The organism is Candidatus Uabimicrobium helgolandensis, from assembly GCF_041508025.1.
Lineage (GTDB): Bacteria > Planctomycetota > Uabimicrobiia > Uabimicrobiales > Uabimicrobiaceae > Uabimicrobium > Uabimicrobium helgolandensis.
In genome coordinates this window covers 6,255,499-6,270,935 of record NZ_CP165719.1, presented here as the reverse complement: position 1 = coordinate 6,270,935, position 15,437 = coordinate 6,255,499, and the positions used below count along the sequence as shown (strand labels likewise).

At 34.4% G+C, this 15,437-nt stretch carries 13 protein-coding genes and 1 pseudogene; 3 read left to right on the top strand and 11 right to left on the bottom strand.

Annotated features, from left to right (window positions below):
* Nucleotides 1-336: a DUF6616 family protein gene (locus tag UABHE_RS23295; protein ID WP_372365696.1), complete on the bottom strand. Its 336-nt coding sequence runs from the start codon at nt 334-336 to the stop codon at nt 1-3.
* Nucleotides 337-764: 428 nt separating this feature from the next.
* Entirely contained in the window at nt 765-1,475 is a 711-nt protein-coding gene (locus UABHE_RS23290) for a hypothetical protein (protein ID WP_372365695.1), read from the bottom strand.
* A gap of 416 nt (nt 1,476-1,891) precedes the next feature.
* On the opposite strand from UABHE_RS23290, the gene UABHE_RS23285 reads away from it, so the two are divergent.
* The 3 genes and pseudogenes from UABHE_RS23285 to UABHE_RS23275 all read left to right on the top strand — a co-directional run.
* Nucleotides 1,892-2,812 (top strand): GAF domain-containing protein, encoded by a 921-nt coding sequence (locus UABHE_RS23285; RefSeq protein WP_372365694.1) that lies wholly within the window; start codon nt 1,892-1,894, stop codon nt 2,810-2,812.
* 219 nt (nt 2,813-3,031) lie between these two features.
* On the top strand, nt 3,032-3,253 hold the full coding sequence (locus UABHE_RS23280) for a hypothetical protein (RefSeq protein ID WP_372365693.1): 222 nt from the start codon (nt 3,032-3,034) through the stop codon (nt 3,251-3,253).
* Between the two features lie 12 nt (nt 3,254-3,265).
* A pseudogene (locus UABHE_RS23275) lies at nt 3,266-3,820 on the top strand (peptide-methionine (S)-S-oxide reductase MsrA); the annotation flags it as partial.
* A gap of 130 nt (nt 3,821-3,950) precedes the next feature.
* Here UABHE_RS23275 and UABHE_RS23270 read toward each other — a convergent pair.
* Genes UABHE_RS23270 through UABHE_RS23230 form a run of 9 tightly spaced genes read right to left on the bottom strand, consistent with a single transcriptional unit; the run spans nt 3,951 to nt 15,250 of the window.
* Nucleotides 3,951-4,745 carry an efflux RND transporter periplasmic adaptor subunit gene (locus UABHE_RS23270; protein ID WP_372365692.1) on the bottom strand — a complete coding sequence of 265 codons (795 nt, stop codon included), beginning with the start codon at nt 4,743-4,745 and terminating at the stop codon, nt 3,951-3,953.
* A complete protein-coding gene (locus UABHE_RS23265) occupies nt 4,742-6,646 on the bottom strand; it encodes a helicase-related protein (protein WP_372365691.1) in 1,905 nt (634 codons plus the stop codon). Before UABHE_RS23265 ends, UABHE_RS23270 begins: the two co-directional genes overlap by 4 nt.
* A 4-nt stretch (nt 6,647-6,650) precedes the next feature.
* Complete coding sequence (locus tag UABHE_RS23260; RefSeq protein ID WP_372365690.1) at nt 6,651-8,426, bottom strand: TolC family protein; 1,776 nt, start codon at nt 8,424-8,426, stop codon at nt 6,651-6,653.
* 31 nt (nt 8,427-8,457) lie between these two features.
* Complete coding sequence (locus tag UABHE_RS23255) at nt 8,458-10,626, bottom strand: efflux RND transporter periplasmic adaptor subunit (protein WP_372365689.1); 2,169 nt, start codon at nt 10,624-10,626, stop codon at nt 8,458-8,460.
* 4 nt (nt 10,627-10,630) lie between these two features.
* A complete protein-coding gene (locus UABHE_RS23250; protein ID WP_372365688.1) occupies nt 10,631-12,523 on the bottom strand; it encodes an efflux RND transporter periplasmic adaptor subunit in 1,893 nt (630 codons plus the stop codon).
* Nucleotides 12,520-12,888 carry a DUF3467 domain-containing protein gene (locus UABHE_RS23245; protein ID WP_372365687.1) on the bottom strand — a complete coding sequence of 123 codons (369 nt, stop codon included), beginning with the start codon at nt 12,886-12,888 and terminating at the stop codon, nt 12,520-12,522. Before UABHE_RS23245 ends, UABHE_RS23250 begins: the two co-directional genes overlap by 4 nt.
* A gap of 45 nt (nt 12,889-12,933) precedes the next feature.
* Nucleotides 12,934-13,989, bottom strand: coding sequence for a hypothetical protein (locus UABHE_RS23240; RefSeq protein WP_372365686.1), 1,056 nt, complete (start codon nt 13,987-13,989; stop codon nt 12,934-12,936).
* Nucleotides 13,990-13,991: 2 nt separating this feature from the next.
* Nucleotides 13,992-14,441 carry a YkgJ family cysteine cluster protein gene (locus tag UABHE_RS23235; RefSeq protein ID WP_372365685.1) on the bottom strand — a complete coding sequence of 150 codons (450 nt, stop codon included), beginning with the start codon at nt 14,439-14,441 and terminating at the stop codon, nt 13,992-13,994.
* The gene (locus UABHE_RS23230) at nt 14,438-15,250 is read right to left on the bottom strand and encodes an ATP-grasp domain-containing protein (protein ID WP_372365684.1); all 813 of its coding nucleotides are present in this window, start codon (nt 15,248-15,250) and stop codon (nt 14,438-14,440) included. The genes UABHE_RS23235 and UABHE_RS23230 overlap by 4 nt, the downstream gene beginning before the upstream one ends.
* Nucleotides 15,251-15,437 lie beyond the last annotated feature (187 nt).

Genomic DNA, 15,437 nt, shown 5'->3' with positions numbered 1-15,437 from the left:
TTAGAGGTTACATAACCTATCAAGAACGAGGTTATAAGACTCCATTTCTCCGATAACATTAACTTGCTCAAAGTAATTATACCATCCTGCCTTACGAAACAATTGCTCGTATGTAAGAGCTGATGGTTCATCTGGAAAGATAATCGCAGCAAAAAAATCATACTCAGCACGTTGAGGCGTTGATACTTCGTTGAAGCCCCAAGCGACTATTTTTGCTCCGCTAGCTTCCAAATTTTCCATCACATTAGTAACAGGGGCTAAAAACTTTTTACGTTTTTCTTCGTCAAGTTTTAGCCATGACTGTTTTGCGTTACACAGTTCAATAAAGAGTTTCATAAAATTCCTTTTTCATATTTTTACCAATACTGTAAAAGTCAAATTACTTTCTGTGAAAACTTTAAAATCGCCTACATCTCAATTTTCTGCTTTAGATTTTTGCTCAAAATCTTGAATTTTCAAAAATATTTACAACTCCGGCTTATTCATATGAAAAAAACAAGATAGCTAGAAAGGGTTACTTCTTAAAGTAGATACAAAACAATAAATAAATCGCGATGTAATCCAAATAGTTTAGATAATTGTAAAAAACTTTATTTTGATGTAAAGTTGTTGTATCAAATGTGGTTGTTATTGCTAGCCCTAAGAATAAAAATCTCTGGAAATTTAGCCCTGAAAGCTGAAAGGGCTAAATAGAGAATAGAATCATTTCGAGATTTGAATCACTTTTTTCAAAAAAGGAAGACTTATTGCCTTCCTTCCCCTGATTATTTTTTTTCGCTTTGAGATTCTTTTTTCTTCGCTTCATTTTCTTTCTTAATTGTTGCCATTTGCAGTTTCAAATCTGCAATTTTTTTACCTAAAGCAATAACGCGCGGATTATTTTCGTTGCCAGGGTATTTCTTTAACTCTTTATTGTAAGTACTTTCTACTTGATCAACTAAAAAACTTTGATCTATCTTGTTTTTTGCTTGCTCTTCCAATTGAACACAAGCTGATTCCATGCTGCTCAAGTTATTTTTTAGGAAAAAAGGTAGTTGTTTTATTTCTTTTAACTCAAGACTGCCTTTAAAATTTCCTTCTTCCATTTTGACATTATTGATGCTGATCATTTTTTTTATTGTTTTTACCTGACCATCAAGCTTGTCAAGAACAAGGAGAACAATTTCAAATCTTTTAAGATGGCCATCAAGACTAAGTGGCTTTGTCGTAGTAAAAATATTTTTTTGAATGAACTCTTCACCTTCAAAACGATGTTTAGTATCTGTCGTAACAGATGCCAGTCGTAAAAAAGTACCTTTTTCTGTACGTAGAGAAATTTTAGTGGTATTGAGCTCTCCCCTTCTATTCGATGCGTGATGAAGACGTACATCTACGTGAACACCGTCAAGAGTGTAGCTTCCGCCAGCAGATTTTATGGAAGATGCGTACAAAGAAGTACTAATTATAGTTGTAATCAAAATCATGAAAATTTTCATAAAAAATTCCTTTATAAATATTGTAATTACACAAAGGTAAATATTCTTTTAAAAAGAGTTTAAACCTAGTCGCGATCTGTACTCATAGTTAATTGTGAAAAATTAATAACAAATTGCAAACTTGAATTTAACAATCAAAATTTATTTGATTTATTATTAAAATAGGTTTGCTAAAATAAGTGAACCAAATCACCGATAAATAGTATACCAATATGTTAAGCATCTTTTATCTTAAATGGCTCGGATGTTCCTATGCTAGAGAAAATCAGAACTTAACATAGCCAAGTTCTGTAAATAAGGCTTAACTAAATTGTATAAGGGCTACGAATAAGTATAAATCAGCAATCTCTGCAAAATGAAGTAAATTGTTATATACGATTATCAGAAATTATTCTAACTTCTAAGGTTTATCTAACATGAATCAACAATCTCTGCAAGATGAAATAAATCGTTATACACGATTGTCAGAAATTATTTTAGCAGTATCTAGTGCTAAAGATTTAGAAACGCTACTCACTGAATCTGTCAAAAAAATTTATACTATCTTTAGATTTGACTACTGTTGGTTAGCTCTTATAAACAGAGATTCAATTAGTTATAGCATGCAACAAATATTTAGTATTGACAAGGATGTTGTCGCGCGTCAAGATTGTATTTTATTAGATGTTGGTGTTTGTGGTTGGGTACTTGAAAATCAGCAAATGTATTTATCGGGAAATTGGCAGCCAGATGAAAAAGAAATTATTGTTACTGATGAACCATCGCAGTCTATTCTATCTTTACCTTTGCAAGTTGGCGGGCAAACTATTGGAACAATCGCTTTTACTGCTAAAAAGCAAGATTACTTTGAAATAATCGATTTAGAGATGGCTGTTACTTTTACTGTTCATATGGCCTTGGCTATAGATCGTTGGAAACAAGTCGAACAACTAACAGAAATAAATAAAGACTTAGAGCAGAGAGTTCAGCAAAGAACACAGCAATTAAGAGTAATAAACCGCTCTTTACAAGAAAAAATCACCGATAATGAACAAATCCAAAAAGACTTGCAATCTTCGAAAGAAAAAGAAGAAGAAGCTCATAAAGCCAAAAGTAAACTTCTTGAAAATATAAATAATAAATTGCGTACAATGGAAGAAGCCTACAAAGTCAAAAATCAACTTTTAATAAATACAAATAATAAGTTACGTACATTTCTTAATTCAATTATTGATAGTATATCAATTGTTATGAATTACTTTACAGATAAAGATCGAGATTATGAATTATTAGATCAAGCTCAAACAGCAGCAAAAGAATCACTTTCAGTAGTGAATAATAATAATTTGCAACTGTAAATCTTTAAGTAAAACTACAAATTTTATAAAATAAATTCATTCCAATGACAAAAATGCCTAATCAGAGTTTATAAGCATATGTGAAAAGAACAGTGAAGTTATTATGGTAAAGTTGTACGTAGTACTGCGGTTTTTTTTAGAAATTTGTAAGGAAATGCTTTTTTTTGAGACTAAATGGGTAATATTATTTCATAGTTGATATCAACATAAGGAGAAAATATGTCTTTTAAAAGTATTCTATTAGCAATTTGTATTATTTTTTTACTAAGTTGTGATAACGCGAAAGCAAATACTGTACAAACAATAGACAAAGATTTCCAAACAGTTTCAAAGAAAGGGAAAAGAGTGTTTTCTACAAGCAAAAAAACTTCGCAAAATAAACCACCACTAGATATAAAGATACCGACAACATTACACACTGCAACTTTTGCCTTAGGCTGATTTTGGGGACCAGATGCCCAGTTTGGTAGCATCAAAGGCGTTTATCGCACCCGCGTTGGATATTGTGGTGGAACAACAAAGTCTCCTACATACAATCAAATGGGAGATCATACAGAAGCATTTCAGGTTGACTACGATCCTAAACATATTTCTTACGAAGATTTACTAAATATTTTTTGGAAAAGCCACAACCCATGTAGGCCGTCATGGTCGCGTCAGTATATGTCAGCTGTTTTTTACCACAATAAACAACAACAAGAACAAGCACAGACAACGAGCAAAGGATTTGCCAAAGGCGGGACAATTCAAACAGGGATTCTTCCTGTAGGAGAATTTTATCTCGCAGAAGACTATCATCAAAAATACTGGTTACAACAACGACGATTCCTGACAAAAGAACTCCGAGAATATTATCCTAATTTTTCCGACTTTGTGAATTCTACAGTGGCAGCCCGACTCAATGGATATTTAGGGCAACATGGAGACAAACTTTCACAACAAGAGTTGGTTCAATATGGTCTTTCTACCAAAGCACAAGAAAAGTTAACAAAAATGCGAAAGTATTAGGGCATGTTATCATTCAAACTAATGAAGCCAAATAATCCAAGAAACTAAGTACACAACCACTAAATATTATCAAAGTATAAGCTATTTCTCCGTTTATCGGTACAGTTGAAAAAATGTTTATTTTAGCAACTTACATTTTCCCAGGTAAATAAACCCAGCATTTCAAGCCACTGCGGTATTTTTTTTCATTATTGCCAATTTCAATAACTATGCGTACTGTATTACTTGCAAAATCGACAACTGGATCAATGAATATTACTTTTCCAATAGTGCGCTGATTAGTCTCAACAAACAATACTTTGACTTGATCTCCAAGATTAACATTTTTTATTTGTTCAAAAAACGGAAAAGATTCTACTTTTATTTTATGAAGTTGAACGAGTTCTATAAGTGGTTGTGTTCCAGAAATACTTTCGCCTATTTGCTTTATAATTTTACGCACAACACCGTTTATAGGGCTTTCTACTTGATGTTGTTTTATCTGAAATTCAATTTGTTTTACTTCTAGCATTGCCACTTTGTTTTTTTCTGTCATGATACGAACATTTGCTTCTGCAAGAGAAACTTCTGCTTGTGTTTTCTCGACTTCGGCAGATCTGGCATGATTTCTTCGTTGTAGTTCTTTTATCGTTTGCAATTTGTTTTTGGCTAATTTTAATTGCGATTTTGCAGCAATAATTTCTCCTTGGTTTTGGGCTCTCATTTTTGCAATGTCTAGAGAAGGTTGTAGAAAATTACTGTTAAGTAAAGCAACAACTTGTCCCTTTTTTATGGAATCTCCTTCTTGTACATTAAGGGTTTGGAGAATACCAGGTTGTAGTGGAACCATCTCTATCTCTAAAAATGGTTGCGATGTTCCGATTACTTTTTCTTGACCGAAAATACAGGCACACAATAAAAAAACAATAGCGATTCGATAACTCATTTTTTACCAACCTTTACTAGAAGTTCATCAATCCAGTTGTCGTAACGTTGCATTTGGCGACGTTGTAAGTAGTGCTTGGTTTCCACTTTTTGTTGAACTTTATCAAATATTTTCTCGTATTTGGAATTTAGTTCTCCGTCTTTTGTATTAGGCATAGGAACTTTTTCTAAATTATTATATATAAGGTCATCTTCAAAAGAAATAAAGAACTGCGCTGTACCAGGTTGTCCTTGCCTAGCGCATCGACCTATAAGTTGTTGATCAATTCTCGTTGAGTCATTGCGTTCGGCAGCAATAACAAATAATCCTCCTTTTTCAACAACACCTTCACCTAAAGGAATATCGGTACCCCGCCCGGCCATATTTGTTGCAATTGTTACGCTACCTGCAACACCAGCATCAGCAACAATTTCTGCTTCTTCTTCATCGTGCTTGGCATTTAAAACTTTATGAGAAATGTTTTTTTGCTCTAGTATTTTTGCGACAATCTCACTATCTTCAATCGTTTTTGTTCCAACGAGTACTGGTTGTTTGCTTTCGATAATTTCAGATATTCGTTCAGCAATCGCCGCAAATTTCGCTTTTTTGTCTTTGAAAATACGTGTAGAAAGTATCTTGCGTTGCAATGTTTTTCGCGTTGGAATTGCAGTCACGGTTAGACCGTAAAGTTCCCATAATTCTTTTTCGCTTCCAGTAGCTGTCCCTGTCATGCCAGAATAATGAGTATATCGTCGGTAATATTTTTGCCGCGTTATTTTACCAAGAGTGGTGTTTTCTTCACTAACATCGACATGCTCTTTTGCTTGCACAGCTTGATGTAAGCCTTGATTCCACGAACGATCAGCAAATTTACGCCCGCTAAAAGAGTCGACAATCATTACCTTATTGTCTTCTATGACATAGTCAACATCCTTACGAAATAAATGATGTGCACGTAAAGATTGGCGAATGTAAAAAGACCATGGATATTTAATTCCTTTAATGCGTTCGCTATTTATACGTTGAGTGATTTTGTTAACACCACTTTCGGTTAGCTCAAGACTTTTGGTTTTGTCGTCAACAGTAAAATCAACCTCATCTTCCAAATTCTTAGCAACTTCATCAGCATAAGAATATACTTCTGCGTTTTTATTTTCACCTTTTTTACTTAAAACAAGAGGGGTTCTAGCTTCATCGATCAAAACACTATCTAATTCATCAACGAGTGCGAAGTGATGACCACGTTGCATTTGAGGAATATGATCAAAGTCTTTATTACCATTTAGGTACTGGAAAAAACGACTTCCTAAAGGAGGGGATTTGTGATGTATAATCGCTAGCTGATCTCGAAGATAGTCAAAACCAAATGTATAACCGCAGCCATAAGTAATATCGGCAGCGTAACGTTCTGTTTTTTGTTGAGGAGTATCTTTTTCTCCAAGCACTGCCGAAGAAAGCCCCAGCAAATCATAGACTGGTTTCATTAACTCCAAATCGCGCTCGGCAAGATATTGATTTGATGTGGCAACGTGCACACCTTTATTGTGTAGTGCCCATAGTACAATTGGTAGAGTTGCAGTCAAGGTTTTTCCTTCACCTGTTGCCATTTCAGCAACTCCACCATTTGCCAGAACAATACCAGACAAAAGTTGTACATCGTAATGTTTTTTTTGTAAAGCGCGCCACGACGCTTCTCTTGTCAAAGAAAAAGCTTTTACCAGAAGATACAAGTCACTTATTTTATCTTTTTGTATACATTCCTTGAGATAAAAAACACTATGCCGCAAAGCATTGTCATCAAGCTTTGCGGTAATTTTTTCTTGTTGTTTAATTTCTTCTACTAATCTATATTCAAACGAAGTTAAGTTTTTTACCTTGGGAGAAATAGAATACAGTAAATTGGTTAAGGCCAGATTCTGCATATAGTTACTTTTTCCAATTCTCAGGTGTTGCTTCATCGATAGCCTTAACTCTGGCTCTTAACATCGGTAAGTTGTCAGCATCTTTTATTTCGTTAATTTCAACGTTCTTGTAAGATAGGAAGGTTCCTTCTGCTTTCTTGAGGCGTGTAATAGCCAAGTTGTAGTTTACAAGATTCTTAACTAGTGCTAGTTGTGAATCAGCATAAACATTTTGCGCTTGTAACATAATTTGCAAAAACGCACTTACTCCACCAGGGTTTTCTCCAAGTAGCGTATCAAATTTAAATCGACTTTGTAAAGATTCGACTTCATTCTTTGCGGCAATAAAAGCTTTTTGGCTAGAAAGGAATTCTTGGTAAGCAGATTTTACTTCTCGTACCGAAACTTTTATTTCAAGTAAAATACTTTCTACAGAGCTTTCAAATTGATGACGTAACTGGCGTTTTTCGATCTCACGACGCAATTTTCGGGCTCTTGCGGTATCATTTGCAAAAGGAAACTCTAAATGAAAGCCAACGCGAAACCCAGGCTCTCCTCCTGTAAATTCGTCTTCCCATGCTCCGGGAATATCGACATCATCAGCAATACCACTAAGACCAATTTCGGCAAAAACATCAAAAATAGGTAATAGCTCATTTTTCGTCATGTTAAGGCGTACTTTCGCGCTGCGAAGTTGTAAGAAAGCCTGTTCTAGTTCTGGACGATTTTTAAGAGCTAATTTGGCAGATTCTTTTACATCGACATCTACCCACTCTGTTAGAGGATGATCAAGAGGTGCTAACTCCTCTATCCCATATTCGCGGAATTTAGGGGAACTAACTAAAGACATAAGACGATCTTGAGCATTGCGTACTGCTACTTCTGCACGGATAAGCTGTGTACGGTGAAAAGCGATAGCGGCTTCAGTGTGATAAATTTGACTGCGTAAAGCATCTATATTACTCCGCTGTGTCATTTCAGTATTAATAGCTTGAATATTATTGATCATTTTTTTGCGCATAAAGAAATTGATTTTTGATAAATATAAATCCCAATATGCGGCGGAAATTTCTAAAAAATGAGCTTCTAGTTGGCGTTTGAATTCGTTTTGCGCTATCTCTGTATCTAATTGCGCAAGAACAATTGCACTTTCGTTGTAAGTAACACCACCACCTTTTAAAAGAGGTTGAGTAAAGCGAAATGTCAAAGTCGCTAGGGACTGAGGGCTTGGATCAAAAAATTCCGAATTGTTTTGCAAACGCGACAGCTTTTGCGTTAAAACCGCCTCTCCTCCAGTAATAAATATTTTGCGTAAACCAAACTCAATAAAGGTTTCATCTTCTATGAAACGATCTACGTTGTCGTCTCCTATTTTAAGGTCGTTTCCAACCGCTTCGTTTACACGATTATAACCACCATCAGCAAAGCCTGTTAAATTAAAACGTCCTTCCGCTTCCTGAATACCTGTTTTACGAATAATAGGGATATCAGCAAATACTTGAATTTGTTTAGAATTTACCAGTGAGGTAAGGTAAAGGTCTTCTAAAGAAACGGGATTCTTGCTTCCTTTCGATTCCTCCACCAAATTTTGAAACCACTCCATGGTTCGAACGTCTATTTGTGGTTTTTCAACTTCTTTTTTTTGTTCTTTTGGTTTGGATTCTAAATTTTCTATTTGTGCGCTATAGTCTGTTAACATTTCTTTGCGATCATTTACAATTGTATCTATTTTTTCTGCTTTGCCCCAGTAAGGAGTGCAGGATGTTATTAGTAAACACAAACTTATAACAATTTTAATCATTAGTATTCCCTTATCATGCAATTTATTTGTCTTAAAGATTTTCAGCATAAAATTTTTGTATTTTATTGTATATTTTGTAATATATTAATTCGGCTATAGTTTTTTCTTCGCGGTAAATACGCACATAACCTGTTTGCTCACTATGCAGTAAATGTTTATATTTTTGTGGAATAGTAACTTCTAAATAAAAATGTGGATATGCTAAGCGATAATTTGCATATGGTTTTCGCTTTTGCGCAGGCAAAGAAGACTGTTCTACAACTAAGTCGCCTCCTCCAAGTGCAGTAATCGCTGGATGCTTAACTTCGTAGTCAGCGCGAGGACTGATATAAGTTACTTTACCGTCAAAAGAAATTTGTAACGCTGTTATATAAACAGTAACATCTATTCCTTTTTTTATTGCATATTGCTCAATATCGTCTTCGAGAATAGCAGCTCGAAAAACAGTATTATCGCGATCGAATATTTCGAGAATATCCTCGCCTGTTTGCATAAACTTTCCAGCTAAAGAAACCAAATTATCACTCAAAATATAACCATCAATAGGCGATTTTATTGTTAAGGAATTTACAAGTACTTGTTGCTCTGATAACGTTTGGTGGAAAAACTTTAATTTCTCTTTTGCTACTTGTACTTGAATGCGCTTGGTGTCGTCGTTTTGGTTTTGGCGTATAAAATTTTCAGTGATGGCAATATCGTATTTTATTTCTTGAAAAGCTAAGCGTTTATCTTTATTTTCAAGACGAACGAGTATGTCGCCTTGTTTTACATAATCATTTGTTTTGACATAAACTTCCTCAATAAAACCAGGGCAATAATTTCTTACAATTTCATAGTTTTTGTAGACGACAACACCCGGAGATTGAATTTTCTCTTGCCATGTAAATTGATTGTACAAACTCCAAATACCAATAAAGAGAACAGTTAGCACAGCTAAAGATCGTAAAGGGTTTGGACGTTCAGTCTTTGTACCAACAAACATATAGAGTATAATCTTTATTGTTGGAATTAGAATCCACATCGCAAGTACTGCTAAGGCCATAATCATTCCAACACCCATTAACAAAATACTGGATGCCAGAAAAATACCGAAATAAATGAGTATTCGCCACACAAAGCACAGTAAACCATAGATGAGAAATAAAAGTTTCTGTTTTATTCCAACACTTGTCGTCGTCACTTTTACGCCTAATATATAGCGTTTACACAAATAACTAACATAGTTGCGCGCACGCGAGTATAAATTAGGCTCTTCCACTAAATCCATAAACACGTAGTAACCATCAAAACGCATCAATGGGTTCATGTTAAAAAATAATGTAGTAATGCTACCCAAGATGATGATGTTATAGCATATTTGTTGTACCGTTTTGGAGTTTGTTTCTCCCCAAACAATAGCAGCAATAGCGGCAATAAAAATTTCGATATACATCCCAGCAATAGAAACGTGTATTTTTTTCCACTTAGAAGAAAAATTCCATGAGCTTGATGTATCTACATAACCAAGAGGAATAAAAAGAAGCAACATAATACCGGCTTCACGTACTTCCCCGTTGTATAACTTGCAAACAAGACCGTGCCATAGTTCGTGAATAAGTTTTAAGAAAACCCATATAACAGCAAAAGAAATAACACTATACACAGAAAGAATATTATTACTTCCGTATAGAAATTCTTTCCAGCTGCTAAAGATATAGTAACAACCGCAAATTATTGTCATTATCCACAGTAAAAAAAATGCGTTTCCTAACAAAGGACGAAAAAAAGGAAAAAGAGCGTTTATGATTTTGTCGGGTTTACCTAGTGGAAATTTCGGAAAAACAACAAAAGAAGCCTTTTCATTCACAGCAGCAAACACATCTTTTTTTACACTACCGACAGTTCCTTCTTCGAGCAGTCCTGTATCGTTGAGCCAATTAAGAATCTGTAAAACTTCGTGATTGTCAAACGATTGCTCTCCCATATCTTGAACCATAGTAATGATAATATCGGAGAGCATGTTCTTACTGTTTAACAATGAAACGAATTTGTACTCTAAAAGCCCTATTCTAAAATAACGAGAATTGATAGGATCTTCGATTACGTAGTAAACTTCGCCTTTTTGTTTTTGGAAAGTGATTTTTAAGTCTGTTCGCAACTTTGGATAAAGATTCATCCACTCTTGAATAGCAAAATCGGCGTCTTTTTTATTCTCGTCCATCAATTTACCACCACAATTTTGCCTTAGCCCAGGCAATCGGTTTATGTAACCACACCCACCACACACGCTTCTCACTTATATATATTCTTGCTTGTCCACTCATTCCTGGAAGTAATTTTTGCTGAGGATTTGAAATTTTTGCTTTACACACAAAAATATTTTTTTGCTCAGAGGTTTCTACTTTTGGTGAAATATAAGAAAGTTGCGCTTGCCATTTTTTATCAAAAAATGAATATAGTTGAATTTCGATTTTCATATTTTTTTGAACAAATGCCATGTCTAACTCGTCGATTTCTAATTTAACAAAAAATTCGTCTAGTGGAGCGATTTCCATAATAGGTTCACCTTTACGCACTGTAACTCCAGTAGCTTTTTCAAGGTCACCCTGAGTAATGATTCCATCTTGCGGAGCATAGATATTAATTTTTTCCAAACGATATTCTAGAAGCTCAAGTTGTTTTTCTATTTTTTGCGCTTTGAGCATCTCAGCTTGGTATTCGGCAATTTTTTTCTCTGCTAAAAGCTGTAGCATTGTTTTACGTGTACTTTGCAATTGCTCCTTAACAGCAAAATATTCTAATCGAATTTCGCGACCATCTAAAAAAATTAATTTTTGGCCTTTTTTTACAGTATCTCCTATTTGATAATTAACTCTCTGAATTACACTATCGAATGGAATTGAAATTGTTCTTGTTTCGACAGGTTCTAAAGAGCATGATGCCGACACGTAGTGAGGATAAGGCATCATGAGCACAAAATACGAAACAAGCGCAAAAATAGTAGCAAATGCTATTTTTTTAAACCATGGAGAGTTTTCGCGTCTACGTACAATAAAACTCTTTTTCTTTAGAAGAATAAGTATAGGTGTAATATATAGAGCAACTGCTTCAACAAAGAATATATCTTCTTTTTTTGGTTTGGTTTCATCCCAAAAAAAACACCACACGCCGAAGGAACTGTTCTCATCCTTAACCAGAGAAGTCACAATGCTTTTTGATTTTGTTTCTTGTTGTAGGGCTTGATGTGATATATCTAATTGTATTTCTCGCTTTTTGTCATTAATAAGTGGATGTTCGATTGTTTTCTCTTGCTGTAAAGCTTCCTTCATCGCATTTTCAATAAGCTGAACAAGTCGCGCACGCCGGTCAAACTTTACGATGTTTGACAGCGCTAAAAGGCGCGCGCGCTTTCCTCTAACAGTTCCAATAGCAATACGATCACAACCCAACTCTCTTTTCATAGTGGATAACAGTTGATCGATACCCTTGTCGAAAGACTTATCTGCTGATATTTCTCTTAATAAATCAACAAAACTCGACGAACGCATTGCTTGTGTTTGGAGAATATCTTTTTGGTTACGGTCAGCTATAAGAGGTATATGACTAGCTATAAACTGCAAAATAAGAATATATGGACTCAACTGATCTGCATCGACGATTTCTAGAAGACAAGCAAGTCCAGAATTAGTGGATTTTTCGCTTAAAATAGGAACGGCCAAAACCACCCAATTATCTACTTTTTCGATAGCGACCTCTTCCGATACCAAAGCTTTTTTTGCTAAATTTTGGATTGTTTCGATAATGAGCTTTGATTTTTCAGAGCTAGAAGTCAGTATTACTTGGTGGGAAAGATCGATCTCTTTGTCTTTAGCAACAAAATGCGCAACTCCTCGAGCATTCGTCAATTTTATAATAAATAAAAACAATGCATTGTAAAACTCTTGAGGCTCGTCGTACCTCTTTATTACCTTATAGATATTACGCTGTATCTTCAATACATCTAGTTCTGATATTCGCGTTGATCCAGAAGATTTTTGATTTACACTACTTTCAAAGTTTTTATATATTTTATGAGTGCTTGTATCGAGTATATCTATTTTGCGTCTTTTGTTTTTCATAGTTTAACTTTAGGCAACGTTGCTGTTGTAACGTTTTTTTCCTTTTCTTCTATAGGAAGCTCCTGTTGTATGTTACTAATGTCGATTTCTCCATATTGTCTCTCGTATTTTTTGAGTACTTTGCTAAGTACGTCATGAAAACGTTTGGCATTTTTATAATTGACAGCCAATCTCGTATGCACTGGTAGTACAATTTCGTTTGGTGCATTACCCGGAAACAATGACGCGGCAAAATTAAAAAATAGTTCTTCTGAAGTGGACTGAATGCTAAATTCACTGATATAGTCCACCGAAGCAGAAGACAAGTTGAGCCTTATTTGCGATTGTTTTGGTTTAGGTTTTGCGGTAATTCGTCTTTTAGCCATTATATTTTTCCTGCAAATTGTATAGTATTAGGGTTTTTCTAATTTTTAAATTAGATTCACATCCTCGTGAATAACATCGTAATTCCAGTCACTAAGAAATCTGTTATACTCAATATTTTTTGATAATTTTGTAAATGAAATACGATTTTTATTGTGGATAATAGTTAACGCTGAGTCAATCTTTGTTTCGTGCGTAAAGTTAACTCTAACAGATTCTTGAATCATTTTGTTATTGTAGCAAACTTCAGGGTACAGTACAGTCATTTTTTGCATGGGCAAAAGCCATTTTTTTATACCTGTACCTAACAAATGAACGTTTAAACAAATATTTTGTTTTTTGGCAAAATTTTGTAGAGCGTCTAACCAATAAGTTTGTTGTTTGATATAACTAGCATGTGTAATGAGCATAAGATGTGATCTATTCTGAACTAGTTGCTGGTAGTGTTCTCCCCACAAATATAAACCATTGACAATAAGTTCTGTATATCCCTTTTTTGATTGTATATTTTGTAAAAGTCGTTTAGTGTTGGCCGTCACTTGAGAACGCGGTGTTACATTTTTAACATTTTTCTGCGTAACTTCTAGGTAAAGAACAGGTATTAGCATTTCTTGCGCCTCAAGAACTTTTTTCTCAACATGTTTGCACTGTGCACAAAAATTTTGTTCTTTTCTTTGAACAAGGTAGCCAATGTTTTTTAAAATCCGATTTATAGTTCGAGAGCTAACCTCGTGTCCTTTAAAATTCAAGCTATTTGTAATTTGTTGTACACTTTTTTCTGTCCAATTTATAACTTTACTTCCATTATCTATTATAGACTTCAAATCATTGATTAATATTTGATTTATAGAGGTGATTTTTTTGCGCCCACCGCCAGGTTCGCGTATTTTTTTTTCTTGCTTGGCTTTTTTTTGTTTGAGTTCTTTGATACCACGACGAATAGTTGTTTGTGAAACGTTTGTTGCTCTCGAAACTAAAGTTATACCCCCATAACCGTAAGCTTGTGCTTCTGTAGCACACCACAAACGTATAGCTTTTTCATTTAAAAAAGGTACGATTGCTTCAAACTTTCTTTTGATTGTGCTATGCGTATAATCATCCATAATTAATTTAAATCTTTAGAACGTTCTTGGAATATATTCATGCAGTCTTGATATTCCCACTGGACACTATACTTTTTATGCAATTCCTTAATTTTTGTTAAATATTGTTCATAGATCTCTTCCGATGCGATAGTTTGCTGTTTGTTATGCAAACGAAAATAAGTACGACATCCAAGCATTCTTCTATCGCGAACACTACACATATTTTTACTTAGGAAAGGACAAACTTCTCGATTTTTAACATGCAAATTTAATTCATATTTATCAAAAAGATATACCATCTCTAAAGTCGAAACATATAAAAAGTGCTTCGCTGCATCGAAATGACAGCAAAAACCACAAGAAGTACATGGAGCAGGAAGTAAAGACAACTCTTCGGATAAATCGTGGTACAAATTTTCCATATCTGTTAACATTTGCTGTTTTAATTCACTAGACAGATGAGATATCATTGATACTCCACTATAAAGGATGAGGATTCTACAAACTTAGTAATGGATTTCACGATAGTAAAGATATCTGCTCCATAAAAGCCAATTGAGTTTAGGCAATTGCATTCTATGATAAAATATTCATCACCACACAGTGCAATGTCCAAAGCAAAAAGCTTGTGCGGCATGTATTCTTCGCAACGTTTTTCAATAAAATCTATTACTTGTCGCGGAGATTCCTCGTTGGAAATATTGAGCTTAAAGTTTTTTCTGTAGAGTGTGCTCGCAACAACTGTGCCATCAACAATGTAATTTCTCCATTCTTTTTTTATAGAATAAGGAGGGGCTACAAGTATTTTAGTGTTAGGATCTAGATCTTGTTCAATTAGCCTTTTGTACCATTCTTTAAATTCAGAAAAACAAATAATTTCTCCTGCAAAACTTTTATCATCTGCATTAGGCCGAATAAACCACCGAGTCTCAGGTTGGTGATCTTCTTGAGAAAACCCTTCAAGAGTAGTTATCTTGCCTTCTGCATTGAGCATATGTTTTTGCCAATGGTACATACAAGTTTCAACAGAAAAAAGATTTTCATCAAAAAAAATACCAGGTGAATTAGAGAATTGGCTGTGAACTTCTTGTATAAATGCAGTAGCTCCGTAGTAAATGTTCGTTTTTTCATCTTGAGGAAATTGGGGTAGCTTTTCTGAAAATGGCACTACATAAACCTCTTCGCAAGAAACTTTTAATTTTTGGCAAGCGTTTTTTATTGATTGCAAATCACTTTTCGATATTAAGTTATTTTGGACTATCCAGCGCGCATTAATCATTATCATCCTACTTATGAATGAAACATGTTTTTATTATTTTATTCACTTGGAAAAACCAAATGCAGCAGTAGCACCTTTTTAATACAAATAATAATTATAATATAAAGGTGCATGGTAAATCAAGGAAACTATTTTTTAAATAAAAAAAATATACAAAATGGTTGTTTTGATAATTTTTCTTGACGAT

Coding starts and splice junctions, on each gene's coding strand:
- UABHE_RS23245 (WP_372365687.1), bottom strand. CDS start 12,888: ATGGCTAAAAGACGAATTACCGCAAAACCTAAACCAAAACAATCGCAA.
- UABHE_RS23290 (WP_372365695.1), bottom strand. CDS start 1,475: ATGAAAATTTTCATGATTTTGATTACAACTATAATTAGTACTTCTTTG.
- UABHE_RS23255 (WP_372365689.1), bottom strand. CDS start 10,626: ATGGACGAGAATAAAAAAGACGCCGATTTTGCTATTCAAGAGTGGATG.
- UABHE_RS23240 (WP_372365686.1), bottom strand. CDS start 13,989: ATGGATGATTATACGCATAGCACAATCAAAAGAAAGTTTGAAGCAATC.
- UABHE_RS23270 (WP_372365692.1), bottom strand. CDS start 4,745: ATGAGTTATCGAATCGCTATTGTTTTTTTATTGTGTGCCTGTATTTTC.
- UABHE_RS23235 (WP_372365685.1), bottom strand. CDS start 14,441: ATGATATCTCATCTGTCTAGTGAATTAAAACAGCAAATGTTAACAGAT.
- UABHE_RS23295 (WP_372365696.1), bottom strand. CDS start 336: ATGAAACTCTTTATTGAACTGTGTAACGCAAAACAGTCATGGCTAAAA.
- UABHE_RS23250 (WP_372365688.1), bottom strand. CDS start 12,523: ATGAAAAACAAAAGACGCAAAATAGATATACTCGATACAAGCACTCAT.
- UABHE_RS23285 (WP_372365694.1), top strand. CDS start 1,892: ATGAATCAACAATCTCTGCAAGATGAAATAAATCGTTATACACGATTG.
- UABHE_RS23230 (WP_372365684.1), bottom strand. CDS start 15,250: ATGATTAATGCGCGCTGGATAGTCCAAAATAACTTAATATCGAAAAGT.
- UABHE_RS23280 (WP_372365693.1), top strand. CDS start 3,032: ATGTCTTTTAAAAGTATTCTATTAGCAATTTGTATTATTTTTTTACTA.
- UABHE_RS23260 (WP_372365690.1), bottom strand. CDS start 8,426: ATGATTAAAATTGTTATAAGTTTGTGTTTACTAATAACATCCTGCACT.
- UABHE_RS23265 (WP_372365691.1), bottom strand. CDS start 6,646: ATGCAGAATCTGGCCTTAACCAATTTACTGTATTCTATTTCTCCCAAG.